The 16,397-nt window shown below is 69.8% G+C and carries 14 protein-coding genes, 1 tRNA gene and 1 pseudogene; 6 read left to right on the top strand and 10 right to left on the bottom strand.

Annotation, left to right across the window (positions count from 1 at the left end):
• Positions 1-55: 55 nt before the first annotated feature.
• On the bottom strand, positions 56-400 hold the full coding sequence (locus C1737_RS16795; protein WP_068099134.1) for a DUF732 domain-containing protein: 345 nt from the start codon (positions 398-400) through the stop codon (positions 56-58).
• Between the two features lie 314 nt (positions 401-714).
• Here C1737_RS16795 and C1737_RS16790 point away from each other — a divergent pair, with 314 nt between their 5' ends.
• A complete protein-coding gene (locus C1737_RS16790) occupies positions 715-1,266 on the top strand; it encodes a hypothetical protein (protein ID WP_102418940.1) in 552 nt (183 codons plus the stop codon).
• A 182-nt stretch (positions 1,267-1,448) separates the two neighbouring features.
• On the opposite strand, the gene C1737_RS16785 is transcribed toward C1737_RS16790, so the two are convergent.
• The 6 genes from C1737_RS16785 to C1737_RS27205 all read right to left on the bottom strand — a co-directional run bounded on the left by C1737_RS16785 (position 1,449) and on the right by C1737_RS27205 (position 8,999).
• Positions 1,449-2,270, bottom strand: coding sequence for a L,D-transpeptidase (locus tag C1737_RS16785; protein WP_102418939.1), 822 nt, complete (start codon positions 2,268-2,270; stop codon positions 1,449-1,451).
• A gap of 215 nt (positions 2,271-2,485) precedes the next feature.
• Positions 2,486-2,740 carry a hypothetical protein gene (locus C1737_RS16780; protein WP_102418938.1) on the bottom strand — a complete coding sequence of 85 codons (255 nt, stop codon included), beginning with the start codon at positions 2,738-2,740 and terminating at the stop codon, positions 2,486-2,488.
• 70 nt (positions 2,741-2,810) lie between these two features.
• Positions 2,811-4,634 carry an Hsp70 family protein gene (locus C1737_RS16775; protein ID WP_102418937.1) on the bottom strand — a complete coding sequence of 608 codons (1,824 nt, stop codon included), beginning with the start codon at positions 4,632-4,634 and terminating at the stop codon, positions 2,811-2,813.
• Positions 4,635-4,757: 123 nt separating this feature from the next.
• The gene (locus tag C1737_RS16770) at positions 4,758-6,257 is read right to left on the bottom strand and encodes a dynamin-like GTPase family protein (protein WP_102418936.1); all 1,500 of its coding nucleotides are present in this window, start codon (positions 6,255-6,257) and stop codon (positions 4,758-4,760) included.
• Positions 6,254-8,086: a dynamin family protein gene (locus C1737_RS16765; protein ID WP_068099140.1), complete on the bottom strand. Its 1,833-nt coding sequence runs from the start codon at positions 8,084-8,086 to the stop codon at positions 6,254-6,256. Before C1737_RS16765 ends, C1737_RS16770 begins: the two co-directional genes overlap by 4 nt.
• Before the next feature lie 100 nt (positions 8,087-8,186).
• On the bottom strand, positions 8,187-8,999 hold the full coding sequence (locus C1737_RS27205; protein ID WP_233214870.1) for a hypothetical protein: 813 nt from the start codon (positions 8,997-8,999) through the stop codon (positions 8,187-8,189).
• A gap of 135 nt (positions 9,000-9,134) precedes the next feature.
• Here C1737_RS27205 and C1737_RS27200 point away from each other — a divergent pair, with 135 nt between their 5' ends.
• Complete coding sequence (locus tag C1737_RS27200; RefSeq protein WP_233214869.1) at positions 9,135-9,410, top strand: hypothetical protein; 276 nt, start codon at positions 9,135-9,137, stop codon at positions 9,408-9,410.
• Between the two features lie 30 nt (positions 9,411-9,440).
• Entirely contained in the window at positions 9,441-10,868 is a 1,428-nt protein-coding gene (locus tag C1737_RS27195; RefSeq protein ID WP_233214868.1) for a hypothetical protein, read from the top strand.
• A gap of 90 nt (positions 10,869-10,958) precedes the next feature.
• Here C1737_RS27195 and C1737_RS27190 read toward each other — a convergent pair.
• Both C1737_RS27190 and C1737_RS16755 read right to left on the bottom strand, forming a co-directional pair.
• Positions 10,959-11,099 (bottom strand): annotated as a pseudogene (locus C1737_RS27190) (IniB N-terminal domain-containing protein); the annotation flags it as partial.
• A gap of 284 nt (positions 11,100-11,383) precedes the next feature.
• Complete coding sequence (locus C1737_RS16755) at positions 11,384-11,950, bottom strand: IniB N-terminal domain-containing protein (protein WP_102418935.1); 567 nt, start codon at positions 11,948-11,950, stop codon at positions 11,384-11,386.
• Between the two features lie 433 nt (positions 11,951-12,383).
• On the opposite strand from C1737_RS16755, the gene iniR reads away from it, so the two are divergent.
• A complete protein-coding gene (gene iniR, locus C1737_RS16750; protein ID WP_102418934.1) occupies positions 12,384-14,810 on the top strand; it encodes an isoniazid response ATPase/transcriptional regulator IniR in 2,427 nt (808 codons plus the stop codon).
• 57 nt (positions 14,811-14,867) lie between these two features.
• Here iniR and C1737_RS16745 read toward each other — a convergent pair.
• Positions 14,868-14,941 (bottom strand) — tRNA-Gly (locus C1737_RS16745).
• A gap of 184 nt (positions 14,942-15,125) precedes the next feature.
• On the opposite strand from C1737_RS16745, the gene C1737_RS16740 reads away from it, so the two are divergent.
• On the top strand, positions 15,126-15,782 hold the full coding sequence (locus C1737_RS16740) for a hypothetical protein (protein ID WP_199182862.1): 657 nt from the start codon (positions 15,126-15,128) through the stop codon (positions 15,780-15,782).
• Positions 15,783-15,816: 34 nt separating this feature from the next.
• Entirely contained in the window at positions 15,817-16,389 is a 573-nt protein-coding gene (dcd, locus tag C1737_RS16735) for a dCTP deaminase (RefSeq protein ID WP_067749071.1), read from the top strand.
• Positions 16,390-16,397 lie beyond the last annotated feature (8 nt).

The following is a 16,397-nucleotide window of genomic DNA, read 5'->3' as shown; positions in this document are numbered from 1 at the left end:
AGACCGACCGCCGGGCCGCGTTTTCGCCGTCGGCCGGCGGGTCGGGGAGCGACCGCTATGCGTTCGGGCAGAGATCACGCACGGCAAAACCGACGACGTCGTCGGCCTGTTGGGGCGTGATCCCCCGTGCGCCCTGCCTGCTGCCCGAGCGCTGCACCGCGAGGCCCTCGAGCTGCGAGGGCGAAGCGCCCCACGACAGTTGCTGGCAGAGGTTCAAACCCATCTGAACCAGCGCTTCGTCGCCGCCGGTGACCGCATGTATCCCCACCTTGTGCAGGTCGTTGACGAAGCTGGTGGCGTCGGCCTGCGCCGGGCCGGCCCACATCACCCCGGCGACGAGCAAGGGGCCAACCAGGAACGCTGTCTTGATGAATCGGCCATAGACCCGCTGTCCCCACATGGGAACCCTCCCTCTCCTCGTTCACCATCCGTTTACCTCTATAGAACCTCCAAGACATGTTGGATTGCCGAAAATTCGCTGTGAATGAGCTGCGCAGAATCGCCCGGCCGGCCGCCGCCGGCGTCGGCAGAGCCGCACGGCCACAACCGACTTCGTGACGCCCTTGTGACGTCACCGTTTGGAAACGGCGCGGTGCGGCGCGTCCGGCGTTTCATGGCGGCTGACGACAATTGGCTCGGTCGCCGAAAAGACGGCTACGCGGGTCTGCTGCACCAGATGGTTATGTGAGCGCGAATAAAGGAGAGTCGACGCTGATGGCGATCGTCGATCGGTTCAACATGAAAGTAGTTGCCAGCCTTGGGTTGTGCGGAGCCGCACTCGCGTTGAGCCCGGATGCGGCAGCCGCGCCCCTGAAGACGGGTGGCTACGCCTGCATCCAGGGGCAGGCCGGGGAGGCCGGCGCGCCGCTGGCCGGACCGGGGGCCGCCGGTGCCGCCGGCGGGGCGGCGGCCGCGGGCGGAGCGCCGACCGCGGAGGTCTGCGCCGCCAGCGCGCCGCTCACCGACATGGCCGGTGTCCCATTGGCGGTGCCCGGCCCGCTGCCGGTGGGCGCCCCCGTGCCGTTGCCCCTGGGCGCCCCGCTGCCGCTGCCGCTGGGTGCGCCGCTGCCCATCGCCCCGGTGGTGCCGGCCGGCGCTCCGTTGGTCGCACTCGGTGGGCCGCTGGCCGCCGGCGCGCCCCTCGACGGGATCGCCGGTGCCCCGCTCATCGACATGTCCGGCGTCAAGGACGCGCCGACGGGAGCGGCGCCGACCGGCGGACCCCAGCCCGGTCAGCCGGTCGCGCCCGGCCCGGGCGCGCACTGACCCCATCCCTCCCAACCGGAAGGACCCGCTGGCGGCCACCAGCGGGTCCTTTCTTATGGGGTTCGTTGCTTGACGTCGTCGAGCGTGCAATTGGTTTCACAGTCGACCGCGAGCGTGAAACTAATTTCACGCTCGCGGGGTGGGGAGGAACGATCGAATGCGCAGATCTGATCGGGGCCTCCTCAGGACGGAGGCCGCTCCCAGAGGTCTTGCTTGACGATCACCGGGTCGCCGACATTGACCGTGTTGTAGTACCACTCGGCGTCTTCGGGGCTGAGGCTGATGCAGCCGTGGCTCACATTCTCCAGCCCCAGCGATTGAACGGCCCACGGGGCCGAATGCACGAACAGGCCGCGGTTGGTGATCCGGACGGCGTAGTCGACGTTGAGCAGATAACCGTTGGGATCGTCGACCGGGATGCCGACGCTGCTCGAATCCATAAGCACCGAGCGCTCTTTCGACAAGACGGTGTAGTTGCCGACCGGCGTCGGATACTCCGGCCTACCCATCGACGCGGGAAGCACCCCTTCTTCGCCGAAGTGGGGCCGGTGATGCGGGGTGGGCGGCGGGGTCGCGTCGACGCCGTCGACGCTCACCTTGAACGTGTGGTCGGTGATGTTGGCGATGCCGATGACCTTGGGGCCGGTCTTGAATTCCGTGGACCGGCCGTCCACCGAGAGCGCCACCGTGCTGTGCGCCGGCCAGTAGTGGGCGGGGACCCACTGCACGACCTTGTTGTCGAGCCATTCGAACCTGCCCGTCATCGCGGGCGTGGACGTGACCGCGATGGCGCGTTCGGCGGCGTGCCGGTTCGCGACGGGGGCGTCGAACGTCACCACGACGGGGTGCGCCACCCCCACCGTCGCACCCCGCGCCGGCAGGACCGACGCGATCGCGAAATCATGCGGCTGATTCGCCGCCGCATCGCTGGTGCCTGCAGGCCCCGCAACCACACCCGCGGCGATCCCGACCGCCGCAAGAACACACCGAACGTCCGCTCGCATGGCTCCGATTCCTGTTAACTGACACCGTTGTAATAGGAGGATCGTAAATCCCCGCTGACCAGCGGAAGCGCAAGGGCGCGTTAGTATTTGATCAAGCATCGGTCACGTTTCGGCCACGGGGGTTTAGTCCGAGAAATGACGCCCTGTGCTGGGGCTTCAGCCGCGCGGCATGGCGGGTCCGCCGAAGTGGTGTCGAGGACGTGTGAGGCCCGGATTCAGCCGCGCGGAGAGCGGCCGTCGTCGTGGGCTTCGTCGTCCTCGTCGTCCCAGTACGCCCACTCGGGAAGCGGTGTGCTCGGCATCGCGCCATAAACGGACGCCTCGTAACCGGGCTGGATGCCGCGCCCTCGCCAGTGCGGATCCAGCCTGTTCGCCCGTGAGCGCCGCACCCCGCGGACGATCAACGCGACGACGCCGCCGACGATGAGGGCGATCACCGCGACCTTGAGGATGAGCAACAGCAGGGCCATTTGTCCTCGAGTGTTGCACAGACGTGTTGTCGCCCAAGCGCTTTTCCCCGGCAGCGGCGCGGGACCCGGGCTACGGGATCGGCGGGATGGTCGGGATCCCAGGGATCCGGGGTATGCGCGGAATCGGTGGTACCTGAACCGATGTCGGCGGATTGTCCGTAGACGGTGGTGGCGGTGCCGGTGGCGACGTCGTGGCTGTCGACGGAGTGCTCGTCGGCGGCTCGGTAGTCGTCGGCGGCGGTTCGGTGGTGGTCGGCGGCGGTTCGGTGGTGGTCGGCGCCGGCTGAGTGCTCGCCGGCGGCGGTGGAGCCGGTGCGGCCGTGCTGGGCTGCACGGGGGCCTGCTGCGCCGGGGCCGGGTTTGTCTGCACCGGGGAAGGCGGCGGTGACGTTTGCGGCGTGGTGGCGACGCCGGGTGTCGGTGCGACGGGTGTGTTGGTGGAACCGTGGCTCAGAGCCAGCATGATCACCGCGCTGAGGGCCAGCACCGCCGCGGCCGCACCGAGAACGAGCACCAATGGCCGCCGATACCAGGCGATGTCGGCGCGGCGGCCCTCGTCGGGGAGGGGTTGTTCCCCGAACCGCAGCTCGGGACGGGCGTGACCGGTCTCGTCGCCGAACTGAAACGGCGGCGCGGCGGATGGCGCTGGAGCGTGATCGCCGGCCCAGCCCGGAGGCTCGTCGGCGGCCAGGGGCATCATCCCCGATTCGTCGCCCGCCTCAGACCACGCCAGAGCGGGCATGGCAGCGGACACCGGCACCACGTCCAGCAGGGTCGGTTCCGCGAGTGCCGGTGGCGCCGCCACGCGTGGCGCGGCGGCCAATTTCGTTGCGCTGTCGTCGGCCGGCCCGCGTGCGGCCCGCAGCGCGGCACCGGTGGCGGCGGCCAGCTGCGGCCGCGGTGACGTGATGACCGGCACGCGAAACTGCTCGGACAGCCGCGTGGTGACCTCGGGGATCGCCGCGCCACCGCCCACCGAGGCGACGGCAACCAGGTCGGTGGCTCGGATCCCGTTGCGCGCCAGCGTGTCTTGTAGAACATGGACGAACTGGTCCAGCGGCTGATTGATCGCTTCGTTGAGTTCGGTTCTGGTGAGCCGAATATCCCCACGGAAGCCCGGCAGGTCGGCGGGCAGCGTGGTCGCCGTACTGGCCGAGAGGCGCTGCTTGGCCGCCCGGCATTCGGCCCGCAGCCGGGTCAGCGATCCGATCGCCGAAGTGGCCGAGACGTCGATGGAACCCGCGGACGACAAATCCGCCACGATGTGGGCCAGTAGGGCTTGGTCGATCAGTTCCCCGGAGAAATCCGTGTGGCGCACCGTGGCGCCGATGGGCTGGTAGCCGTTGGTGGCATCGGCAAGGGTGATGCTGGTGCCGCTGGCACCGAAGTCGCACACGGCGACGATCCCGCGGATGGGCAGACCCGGGTTGGTCTGCAGGGCGGTCAGCGCTCCTGCGGCGTCCGAGATCAGCGACAGGGATTCCGAACCGCCCGACCATTCCGGCACCCGGCTCAGCGCCGTGCGCAACGCGTCCACCGCGGCGGGGCGCCAGTGCGCGGGATAGGCCACGGCCGTCGCCTCCGGCAGCTGTTGCCCGGCGGTCGCGGCGTAGGCGAGGGCACGCAACGCGTCCGCGAGCAACGCCTCGCCGCGATGGGTGGAGCCGTCGGCGGCCACGATCCCGACGGGGTCTCCCACCCGGTCGACGAAGTCGGTGACCACCAAGCCGGGCTCGTCGAGGTGGGGGTTCTCGGAGGGAACGCCCACCTCGGGCGGGCGATGTTGATACAGCGTCAGCACCGACGCGCGTGTCACTGCCCGATCGGCCGTTATGGCTGCCAGGTTGGCGGTCCCGGCCGACAGCCCCAGCGCCCGTCTTGCTTCCGTTGACATATCGTCCAATTCAGGTGTCCGCCGGCGTGCGTATGCGCGGCCACGACAATGTATCGGCAGTCAACCTATAGCAGGCCGGCGTTGTCATCCGATTCACACACGTCGATCGCGGGCGTCGGGGCATCACCGCGGCCGGACGCCGCCATCGCGCGCGGCGAAAGCCGCCACCATCGCTTCGGCGCTGCGCACCGCCGCGCGGCACGCCCTGGTGGTGAACGGGTCGTTGAGCGGGTGCTCGGCGCGGCGGCGCCAGCGTTGGGCCGCGGCGAACGCGGCCCGCGGCGCGTCATGGTGCGCCTCGGGGGCCAGCCCCAGCCGGCTGGGCGCGTCGGTTCCCGAACCGCCGATGATGCGCCGCAGCGACGCCAGCTCGTCGTCGTGAAACGCCGTCGAGCGCGAATGCAGTTGGCTGAGCAGGCGCAGCTCCTCGAAGGCGTGGGTGTCGGCCAGCAACGGGTCGATGTCGGCGAGGATGCGTGGCGTGCGCGCGATCGGGTTCGCCTCCACGAACCGGCGCAACGACACCAGCGCAGTGTGTGCCTTGAGCATGTCGGAGCGCTGCGCGAATTGCTGATCGATGACATTGCGCAACGCGACCAGCCCGCTGCGTTCCAGCAGCTCATCGGCGAGCCCGGCCGCGTCGGTGACGCCGGCCTTGAGCACGGCGATCGAGATCCGGATGCCGAACATGCCGAACCGCTCGAGCAGCCGGCCGCGCGTGCCGGCGTCCACCGGCAACGGGATGTCGGGACGGGCGAAGCGGTCCGCGCTGAGCATGGCCTTATGCAGCTCGGCGGCATCGACTCCGGCGAGTTTTTGCAGCGCGACGAACTCCGACTGGCGCAGCGTGCGGGCAGTCAGCGCCAGCAGCCCCGACACCGGCACCACCGCCTGGCAGACGCCCGTCTGGCTCAACTCGCGGGTGAACCTTTTGGCCACGTCTTCGGCCGAGAGCATGGCGTCGAGCCGCCCCGCGCCGATCTCGTCGGCCCGCGACGCCACGCCGATGATGCCCAGCGCCCCGGTCGCCCCGCCAACGAGGTCACCGATCTGTTTGAGCAGCGCGATGTCAGCGGCGTTGAGGGTGCGCAGCAAGAACACCACCGCGTCCACCCGAGGCATCCCGTCCTCGGGCACCAGGAGCCGCAGCGTGCGCGCGGAGACGTCACGCGCCAGCGACGAGGTCCCCGGCGTGTCGATGATCGTGGTGGCGATCAGCTCGTCGGCGGGCCATTGCACGTCGAGGTCAACCACGTCGTCAGGGTTCAGCCTGCTCAGGTCGAAGCCGAGTCCGCCGTCGCGCATGATCGGCACATCAGAACGGCGCCCCGCACGATGGTTGGCAATGACCTTCGGTATCGGGCCGTGCCGAAACCAGGTGACGATCCGGGTCGCCTCGGTGGCATCCGTGGGCGCGACGGTTTCCCCGACCAGTGCGTTGACCAGAGTGGATTTGCCGGCCTTGAGGGTGCCGGCCAGTGCGATGCGCATCGGCTCGTTGAGCCGGGCGGCGATGCGATGCAATTCGTGGAAGACGTCGGGCCGCTCGCGGTAGGCCGGCTCCGCCTGGTAGGCGCGAATGGTTCCGCCCAGGATGGCGCGGACCTGCTCGCTGGTGCTCACACCCGTGTCACCTCGGGTGCGAGCTTGTCGACGTTGTCGGTGACCTGGGTCAGGATGTTCAACTGCCGCTCCAACTCGCGGATTCGGTTATCGCGCTCGGTCTCCTCTAACCGCGCGGCGGCGATGGTCGCTTGCAGCGACTCGTTGAGCGAGCGGGTGGCCTGGTTGGCGATACCGCGGTAGTGGTCCCGCAGCTGACGTTGGATCGTCTTGAGCCGGTCGCGCGACTCCTTGCCGACCACGAAGGACACATCGTCGACGAAACGCCGCAGGTTGGTCTTGGCCTCGTTGCGGGCCCGCAGCAGCCGGTTCTCCTTATCTTCCTTGTAGGCCATGCGGCCCATCACCAACCCTGCCCCGACCGACAGCGGGTTGAAAAGGCCCAGCCCGGCGACCGAGGACAGCATGCCGACCATCACCATGCCGCCGTAGGAGCCGCGCATGCCCGTCACCACCTTGTGGCCTTTGCCCATGGGTTTGGACTCCAGCCGGGCCAGGGACTTGAGCTGCCCGAAGTCCGCGCCCATGGCTTGCGCGCTGAGCTCGGGCATCGCGACCGCACCCAGCCCCGCCTCGACGAAGACGCGGGCTACTTCCTGGGCGAGGGTTTTCGCGCGCTGGTAGGCCCAGACGAAATTGTCGCCGACGGCGGTGGCGACGGCGTTCTCCACGTCCACCCCGATCTCGGCCCAGTGCCGGGTGGGGTCGCACGAGTCGATCACCCGTTCGGCGTGCTCGGTGATGGCCCGGAAGCGTGCCCGCAGATCGTGGTCCACGTCGCCGGTCAGGTCGGTGATCCCGTCATTGAGCAGCTGTTGCCACAACGCCGTCTGCTGCAGCGCGTCCTCGGCCTCGCGTTTGCGTTGCTCCAGGTCCTCGGTGAGCCGCCCACCGACGTCGGCGTCGCTGAGCGCGGCCAGCTCAGAGCGCACGGCAAGCGTCAAATGCTCTGCCGCCGAGCGGATTTCATCCAGCACCTGGTCTCGGAGTTGGTCGTTGCGGCGGGCCAGCACGTCCTCGCTGAGGAACTTCACGATGGCCGGGAAGTTCGACTCGTCGTTGAGTTCCTTGTCGTTGAGGGTGATGGCGTGGCTGCGCAACAGCGACGACACCGGAAGCACCGGCATCGGTACCCGGGCGCGCTGCAGGTGTCCGATGTTGGCGTTGACGATCTCGCGCCAATGCGGATACAGGTCGGTCTTGGTGGCCAGCAGCACCCCGACCGGACAGATTTGATGGGCCTGCTGCACGAACCGCATTTCCGGCTCGGTCAATTCCTGGCTGGTGTCGCTGACCATGAGGATCGCGTCGGCGTCAGGTAACAGCCCCAGCGTCGCCGACAGGTGCGGCTGGCCGTGACCGCCCACGCCGGGCGTGTCGATGAAGGTGAGCCCCCCTTGCAGCATCGGGCTGGGCGCGCCGACCTCCACCCGGAGCACGTCGCGGCCGGCGGCCTGGGGAGCCTGACGCAGGTCGGTCTGCAGCTCGGCAACCGGGACGTCAGCGGTTTCTGGTTGGCCGTTGGGGCCTGCGAGGACGATCCGCGCCGACGGCGGGTCGCCGTAGGCGACGACCGTGATCAGCACCGTGGCCTCGTCGTCACCGACGCGTGCGACAGGCATGTTGAGCAGCGAGTTGAGCAGCTGGCTTTTGCCCTGCTTGAGCTGGCCGGCGATCACCACCCGGATGTGGGGGTCGGTGATGCGTTCGCGGGCCCACCCGAGCCGCTGGCGGAGGTCGCCGCGGCCGTTGAGGTCGGCGATCGTGCTGGTGTGATCGATCAGTTCCACGATCACGTTGACCCGGCGCGGGTCATCGGGCTGAGTCACCGGGTCGCCCTACTTTCTGCGTTGAACTCCGAAACACCGTATGCCCACCAACCGGCGGGAACCCCGTAAGGTCCCCGCCGGTTCGCGGCAATGCCTCCGATCAAAACCCGGTGTGCGGGTCCACCGGGTGGTGCGTCATCGGGTCGCTTTGGGCCGGCGTGTGCGAAGCCGCCGGGTCGTAGCTGCTGTGGTCGAACACCGAGTGACTCGAGGCGTCAGTGGCCGACTGTCCCGACGCGTCGAACGCCGTGTGGCCGGACGGGTCCCCGACCGTCGACGTGCCCTGCAGGGCCGAGTGTGCGCCGACCGAGGCCGCGCTTTGGCCGGCGGCCGCCGCGTTCGGATCCGCGTGCGCGGGGGTGCTGGGACTCTGAATGACAGAGGAGCCGCCGCCCGCGACCGCCGCGTGGCCAGCGGCCGTGGCGGCAGAGCTGCTGTCGTGTATGACGCCACTTTGGCCTGCGGAGACGTGGCCGGTACTACCGCCGGCCGTCGTACCGCTGCCCAACGTAGCGCCCTCGTGGCTGAGAATGCTTCCCTGCGCGTTACCGCCGGCGCCGACCGCTGCGCCACCACCGGCACCGACCTGAGTTGCCGTACCGCTTTCGGTGGAGGGAGCCGTCGGGGCATGGCCACCGAGCGCGGCGCTTTCGCTGTTGAGGATGCTGCCGTGCGCGCCGGCACCGGATGCGGTCGCTGCGCCACCGCCCATTTGGCCGCCCGCGGCGAATCCGCCTTGTGCACCGGTCAGCTGGGTGCCACCGCCGAGCGCTGCGCTTTCATTGCCCAGGAAGCTGGCGTGACCGCCGGCGTTGGCTGCGAGCGCCGCGTTTCCCGCAGCGCTGGCTTGGGCGCCCAGGCCGACATTGCCTAACGAGCTGGCTGCCGCCTGAGCGCCGGCGGCACCGCCCACGGCGGTAGTGCCGCTGACGCCGCCGACAGCGGAGCCGCCACCCGTGCCGAACGCGCCCCCGCCTGTGCCGAGGGTCGCGCCCCCGGCGGCGCCGGCCTGGCCGCCTACACTGACGCCGCCCGACGAGCCGCCGAGTTGAGCTCCGCCGCCCACCTGGCCGCCGGCCTGGCTGCCGAAGCCGCCGCCGGCCTGACCGCTGAAGCCGCCGCCCGCCTGACCGCTGAAGCCGCCGCCAACGCGGCCGCCGAAGCCACCGCCAGCCTCACCCTCGGCGCTCGCCTGACCACCAGCTCCGACCTGTCCGCGACCTCCGGCCTGGCCGCCAGCTCCACCCTGGCCGCCAAAGCCACCTCCGGCACGTCCACCTGCGTCGCCGCGGCTACCGCCAGCGATCTGGCCGCCGCCCCCTAGGCCGCCACCAGCCTGGCCGTCGACGCGGCCTTGCCATCCGGCGTCACCACCGACACCGAAGCCACCGCCGGCTTGGCCGCCGAAGCCGCCGCCGAGGCCCGCGACGGCGTCACCACCGACACCGAAGCCACCGCCGGCTTCGCCGCCGGCTTGGCCGCCAAATCCGACCCCGATGCCCGTGCCCGCTTCGCCACCGACACCGAAGCCACCGCCGGCTTGGCCAGCGAGGCCACCGCCGAGGCCCGCCCCGGCGTCACCACTGAGACCGAACCCTCCACCGGCTTCACCGCCGGCTTGGCCGCCAACGCCGCCTTGCCATCCGGCGTCACCACCGACACCGAAACCTCCACCGGCTTCGCCGCCGGCTTGGCCGCCAAATCCGACCCCGATGCCCGTGCCCGCGTCGCCACCGACACCGAAGCCACCGCCGGCTTCGCCGCTGGCTTGGCCGCCGAAGCCGCCGCCAAGGCCCGCGCCCGCTTCGCCACCGACACCGAACCCACCGCCGGCTTGGCCAGCGAGGCCACCGCCGAGGCCCGCGCCCGCGTCGCCACCGAGACCGAACCCTCCACCGGCTTCACCGCCGGCTTGGCCGCCAAATCCGCCCCCGATGCCCGCGCCCGCTTCGCCACCGACACCGAAGCCACCGCCGGCTTGGCCACCGAGGCCGCCGCCGAAAGCGCCGCCGGCTTGGCCGCCAACGCCGCCTTGCCATCCGGCGTCACCGCCGAGACCGAAACCTCCACCGGCTTCGCCGCCGGCTTGGCCGCCAAATCCGACCCCGATGCCCGTGCCCGCTTCGCCACCGACACCGAAGCCACCGCCGGCTTGGCCACCGAGGCCACCGCCGAGGCCCGCCCCGGCGCCACCGCCGAGACCGAAACCTCCACCGGCTTCACCGCTGGCTTGGCCGCCAAATCCGCCGCCGAAACCTCCGCCGGCTTCGCCGCCAACACCGCCTTGCCATCCGGCGTCACCGCCGAGACCGAAACCTCCACCGGCTTCACCGCCGGCTTGGCCGCCAACGCCGCCTTGCCATCCGGCGTCACCGCCGAGACCGAAACCTCCACCGGCTTCGCCGCCGGCTTGGCCGCCAACGCCGCCTTGCCATCCGGCGTCACCGCCGAGACCGAAACCCCCACCGGCTTCACCGCCGGCTTGGCCGCCAAATCCGCCCCCGATGCCCGCGCCCGCTTCGCCACCGACACCAAAGCCACCACCGGCCTCGCCGCCAAAGCCACCACCGACACCAAAGCCACCACCGGCCTCGCCGCCAAAGCCACCACCGACACCAAAGCCACCGCCGGCTTCACCGCCAAAACCGCCACCGACGCCGTAGCCGACCTGAGCGTCCAGCCCCACGGCATCGGACAACCCCGCGCCGCCACCCAAGCCGGCACCGACGTCGGCGCCGAGCCCAGCAGCAGCCTCACCGCCAGCCGCCGCAGAAACGTTTGAAGCCGCCGCGAGACCGAACTGACTGGCCACCGCTTGTTGTAGACCAACGATGGGGTCGCCGCCGCCTAGTTCCAGCCCCGGCGCCGCGCTGGCCGCCGCGGAGGAGACCTGGGCGGGGGACACGTCAGCAAACCCGGCGTCATTCAGCGCCTGCTGCGGAGAGGCAGCGAAAGCCCTTGCCGCGTCTTCGCTGCGGAACAGGTCAAGGATGTAGTCGATCAGAGAGCTCACGTCAGTGCCTTTCGATGTGTGACTCGTTTGAGCCGTTGCCGGTGCTACGCCGACGTTCCGACACTCAAGCTAGGCGCTTGGTTCCAGGCCGGTAACGGGGCCGAATCCCCCAGTCGTTTGCGCCCTTGCCGGGATCACTCAGCCCATGCCGTTAGGGGATTAGGGGGGTGGTTAGGGACAAGGTGGAGCTTGGTCGGATAACCCCCCATCGACAGCATTTCCCCACTTCAGGACCATAACGGCCGACAATTGCGGTCGTCGCCCAAGTCGATAACGAATCGAAATCACCCGAAGTGTGGGTCGAATCCGAATCCGTGATGATCATTGTCGGCGGTGTGGCTGTCGGCGACGGAGTGATCCCATACTCCCTGGCCGTCCATCCCGAATCCGCCGTCGTGGACTAACTGATCAGGCATTTCGTCGGGCGCAGCGATCGTCGCCGATGGATCATGCAGCTCGACTGGCGCTGGATGCGGATCCGTCCCGGCCCCGGACGCTTCGCCGCCGACAGCGGGCGGGTGATCGATGAGGTGGCCGGTCAGGCCGTGCCCCTCGGCTGGCCCCGAATCTTGGACCGGCGCATGCGCCGGGAACGCGTCGAACGCGGCCGTGGCCGCACCGCTCGCCCACACATTGCCGTGCTCGGTGGCGCCGCCGGTACCGCCTGTACCGGCGGGAGTGGACATCGATAGCGAATCCGACACCATCGGGATCAAATGATTCACATCGGCGCTGGTGACGCCCGTCAGGTGAGCCTCGGCAATCGCTTGCGCGGGATCTGCCGCATAGCGCGCGGCGGCTTGCGGGTCGCGTACGAGTGACATCACAAAGTCAAGCAATGCATTTGCCATGACACGCCTCCAGCGTGTGCTCCGTCACCGTCAACTTCTGCCCACCACCAACACCCAGCCGTTTCCCGGAATGCTAGCCGCCGAAGGCGCCGCCGTGATCGGTGTGCGCGCACCCCGCCCGGGCGCTGCGTTAGGGGATGCCCTGTTAGGGGATCACGGAGCCTACGGGGATTATCATGACCGGCACGGCGGGGGAGCGCTAGCCTAGGCAGCGGCCGCCGGCGGCAGTCACCCGAATCGACACAGGGACGTGCACCATGGGCAACTCGATCGGGTTGGGGGTCGGGTCGCATGCCTGGGGGCCGGACGCCGACGGCCCGGCGCGCATTGGCCACTGGCCACCCGAGAACCAGCCGCTCGACCCGGCCACGAGCGCGTGGCTGCGCCCCGATCACTTATCGCCCACCCGCGCCACACCCAGGTAGCCCCCAACATGGCCACTCCGGACATCACGGCCTCCGCCGAGGTCTCACCCGACGCGCGTCGCATCATCAATGCGCTGGCGGACGGCGCGCCAACCTCGGTCAAAGTTCTGGTCAGTGGGGGGATCGGCACCGGGAAGACCACCGTCCTCGCCGCCGTTCGGGACGTCTTGCGCGGTGCCGGGATGACGGTGCTGACGCGCCCCCCGCGCGACGGGGACCGACCCGACGCGGCGGTGGTCGTCGATGACGCGCAACTGTTGACCGACGCCGAGCTGCTGGCGCTCGTTGAGCGCATCGCTGACCCCGCGGCGACGGTCGTGGTAGCCGCCGAACCGTGCGAGCAGCACACCACGCTGCGGACGCTGGCCGCAGCCCTCGAACGGGAGGGCCCGCGCCTATCGTTGGGTCCACTGACGGTCGCCGACCACCTTGTGGACAGCACCGCGGGGCTGCCGTTTTTGGTGCGAGCGGTGACCGAGACCGCGCAGGAGCCGTTGCAGGCGGCCAAGTTTGCGTTGATCGACCGGCTGCGCCGCCTCGACGAGTCGACGTTGGACACACTGCTCATCGCGTCGTTGAGCCCCGGTTTGGGCGCCGCCGATGTTGCTGCGGCACTGGACATCTCGACCACCGAAGGGCTGCTGCTTGTCGACCGGGCGCGCGCCAGCGGGCTGATCGAGCCGTCGCACAGCCCGGGCTTCATCCGGTCGGTGCACGACGCGGTTGCCCAGCTCGTCGGCAACGCGCATCACCACCAAGTCGAGATCGCACTTTTGCGTTCCCAGCTCGCCATGTCCACGTTGACATCGGACCTCGCGCTGCGCCTCGCCGAGCACGGACTGCGAGACGTTGATCTGGCGAGCTTCCTGCGCCGCGCGGCGACCGAGGCACGCGAGTCCGGCCGGGCCGCGCGGCTGTACCGGGCGGCGGTCGGCGCCGGCGCCGAAGGGCTGTCGTGCCGGCTGGCCGACGCGCTGGCCCTGACCGGAGACTGCGCGGGGGCCGCGGCCTTGGCCGATGACCTGCTGCGTTCGGCCGATGTTGCCGAACGCGCCGCTGCGGTGCGGGTGGCGGCCAGCGTCGCCGCCCACGACGGTCATGCGGGGCAGGCGGCCGAGTTGTTCGGCTGGCTGGGGCCTTACCCGGACGCGGTGGTCAGCGCCGCCGGCGCGATCACACTGGCCGCGACGGGAGACCTCACGGCGGCGCGGGCGGGACTGCGGGTCGCGGGACAGGGGCCGCCCACGGCTGCCGCCCGCGCCGCCCGCGGCCTCGCCGAAGGCCTGCTGATGAGTATGGAAGAGCCGTACGCGGTCGCGGTGGCGAAGCTTGGCCAGGCGATCGCCGTGGGCGGATCGATGGGTGAAGTCATCCCCGATAGCCCGGCCGCCTTGGTCACGCTGGCCGCGCTGCACGGCGGCGATCCGGTGCGGGCGCGCAGCATCATCGGTCGCGCGGTGCGCAGCGGCGGTGACACGCTCTTCGAGCGTCGGCACCGGCTACTGCTCGGCTGGACGAAGATGTGCGACGGCCAGCTCGCCGCGGCCGGCGCCGACGCCGACGCCGCCTGCTCGGGTGCGGCCGCCGACCTGCATCGGCGCGACGCGCTGTGGGCGGCGACGCTACGCACCGCGATCGCGCGTCGCAACGGCGACACCGGCGCGCTGCAGAAGCATTGGTATGCGGCGATGGAGGTGCTCGCCGAGTACTCCATCGACATGTTCACCCTGCTGCCGTTGGGCGAATTGTGGGTCGCCGCGGCAAGGATGCGTCAGGTGGCCCGGCTGCGCCACACCCTTGATCTGGCATTCGGATTGTTGGACTCGCTGGGCAACCCGGTCTTGTGGTCGGTGCCGCTGCACTGGGCGGGGGTGCACGCCGGAATCTTGACCGGTTCACCGGAATCCGTGGCCCCGCACGGGCGGGCCCTGACCGCGGCTGCCTCCCAGAGCGCCTTCGCCCAAGCGCTCGCGGGTGCCGGTCGTACCTGGCTGCGGGTGCTTGCCGACCAGGTCGACGCCGACGAGGTGACCATGGCCGCCCGCTCCCTGGCCCAGTTCGGGTTGACCTGGGATGCGACCCGCCTTGCCGGTCAAGCCGCGCTGCAGACGCCGGATGCCCGAGTATCGGGCGACATGTTGCAGGTCGCCCGTGATCTCAAGCTGGTCGCCGCGGTGGAGGAGACACCCGATGACGAGCCCGGGTCTGACGCCCCGAAAGCGGCCCGCCAGCCGCCGTCGGCGTCGCCGTTATCCGCGCGGGAGCGCGAAGTCGCCGAGCTGCTCCTCCTGGGCTTGCCGTACCGCGACATCGGCCGTCAGCTGTTCATCTCGGCCAAGACCGTCGAGCACCATGTGGCGCGGATCCGTCGCCGGCTCGGCGCCGGCTCTCGTTCCGAGATGTTGTCGATGCTGCGCGCAATATTGGCTTCGTAGCACTGCATTGCCGGTGCCGACGACGGTTGGGCGGGCCTCGGGTACGGGCGATTGATGTGGAGCCGATGACGGGAATCGAACCCGCGTATTCAGCTTGGGAAGCTGATGTTCTGCCATTGAACTACATCGGCGGTGTCGGCATCGAAGATTAGCATCGAACAGCGGATCCGTCGGGCGAGTGGTGCGGCCGAACGCCAACGGCCCAGCGCCGGTCCGGCCCGGGAGGCAAATGCACGCCGGCGAGGAATGGCTGACCACGGGCAAATTCCCGAACCGATGTTTATTCTTTCGTGATCTTGTCGTAATGTGCCTGGGGTGGGTCGGCACAGATTAGCCAAGAAGCGGCGCAAATCGCCGCTGCTCCTGGCAGCGGCGCTGGCCCCCGCGGTGGCGTTCTTCGCGGCGGCCGGTGATGCCGGCCCATTCGTCCCCCGGCACGACCCCATACCCGTTATCGGCGACGGTGCGCCGTGCTGCCCGGAAATCTTCGCGGCAAAACCGGTGGCGATTGTGCTCGCGTCGGACGTGTCCCGCGGCGAAGGCGCGGCTGAGCCCGTCGCCGCGTCGAGATACCACACCAGGTCGCGGTTCTTGCCCGCCGGGCTCGCACCGGAGCAGGGCCTGCAGGTCAGGACGATCCAGGTCTCCCGCAGCATCAGCGCCAAATTCCCGCAGATCCACGAGATCGGCGGGGTGCGGCCGGATCCGCTGCCCTGGCATCCCCTCGGTCTGGCGCTCGACGTGATGATCCCGAACCCGCAGAGCGCCGACGGCATCGCCCTGGGCGACGAGATCGTCGCCTACGTGATGAGGAACGCGCGCCGGTTCGGGATCCAGGACGCGATCTGGCGCGGTGTCTACTACACGCCGGGCGGGGCGCAACCGAGCCGGCTCGGCCACTACGACCACGTCCACGTCACGACCACCGGCGGCGGATATCCCAAGGGTGGGGAGATGTATCTCGCCGACTGACCGCTCCGCGGTGAGCAGCGGCTAGGCTCGTCGCGTGCTGCTCTCCGATCGCGACCTCAGGGCCGAAATCACCGCCGGCCGGTTGGGCATCGACCCCTACGACGACGCCTTGGTGCAGCCGTCCAGCATCGACGTCCGCCTGGACTGCATGTTCCGGGTGTTCAACAACACCCGCTACACCCACATCGACCCGGCCAAGCAGCAGGACGAGCTCACGACGCTGGTCGAACCCGTCGACGGCGAGCCGTTCGTCCTGCACCCGGGGGAGTTCGTGCTGGGCTCCACGCTCGAGCTGTTCACCCTGCCCGAGGACCTCGCGGGGCGGCTGGAGGGCAAGTCGTCGCTGGGCCGGCTGGGGCTGCTGACGCACTCGACCGCTGGGTTCATCGACCCCGGCTTCAGCGGCCACATCACGCTGGAGCTGTCCAACGTCGCGAACCTGCCGATCACCCTGTGGCCGGGCATGAAGATCGGCCAACTCTGCATCCTGCGGTTGACCAGTCCGGCCGAACATCCTTACGGCAGTTCGCAAGTAGGTTCGAAGTACCAGGGCCAGCGGGGACCGACGCCGTCGCGCTCCTATCAGAACTTCATAAGGTCTACATAGGTTCTGCG

This window comes from Mycobacterium sp. 4858, from assembly GCF_900240975.1.
GTDB lineage: Bacteria > Actinomycetota > Actinomycetes > Mycobacteriales > Mycobacteriaceae > Mycobacterium.
This window is presented reverse-complemented; position numbering and strand designations above follow the sequence as displayed.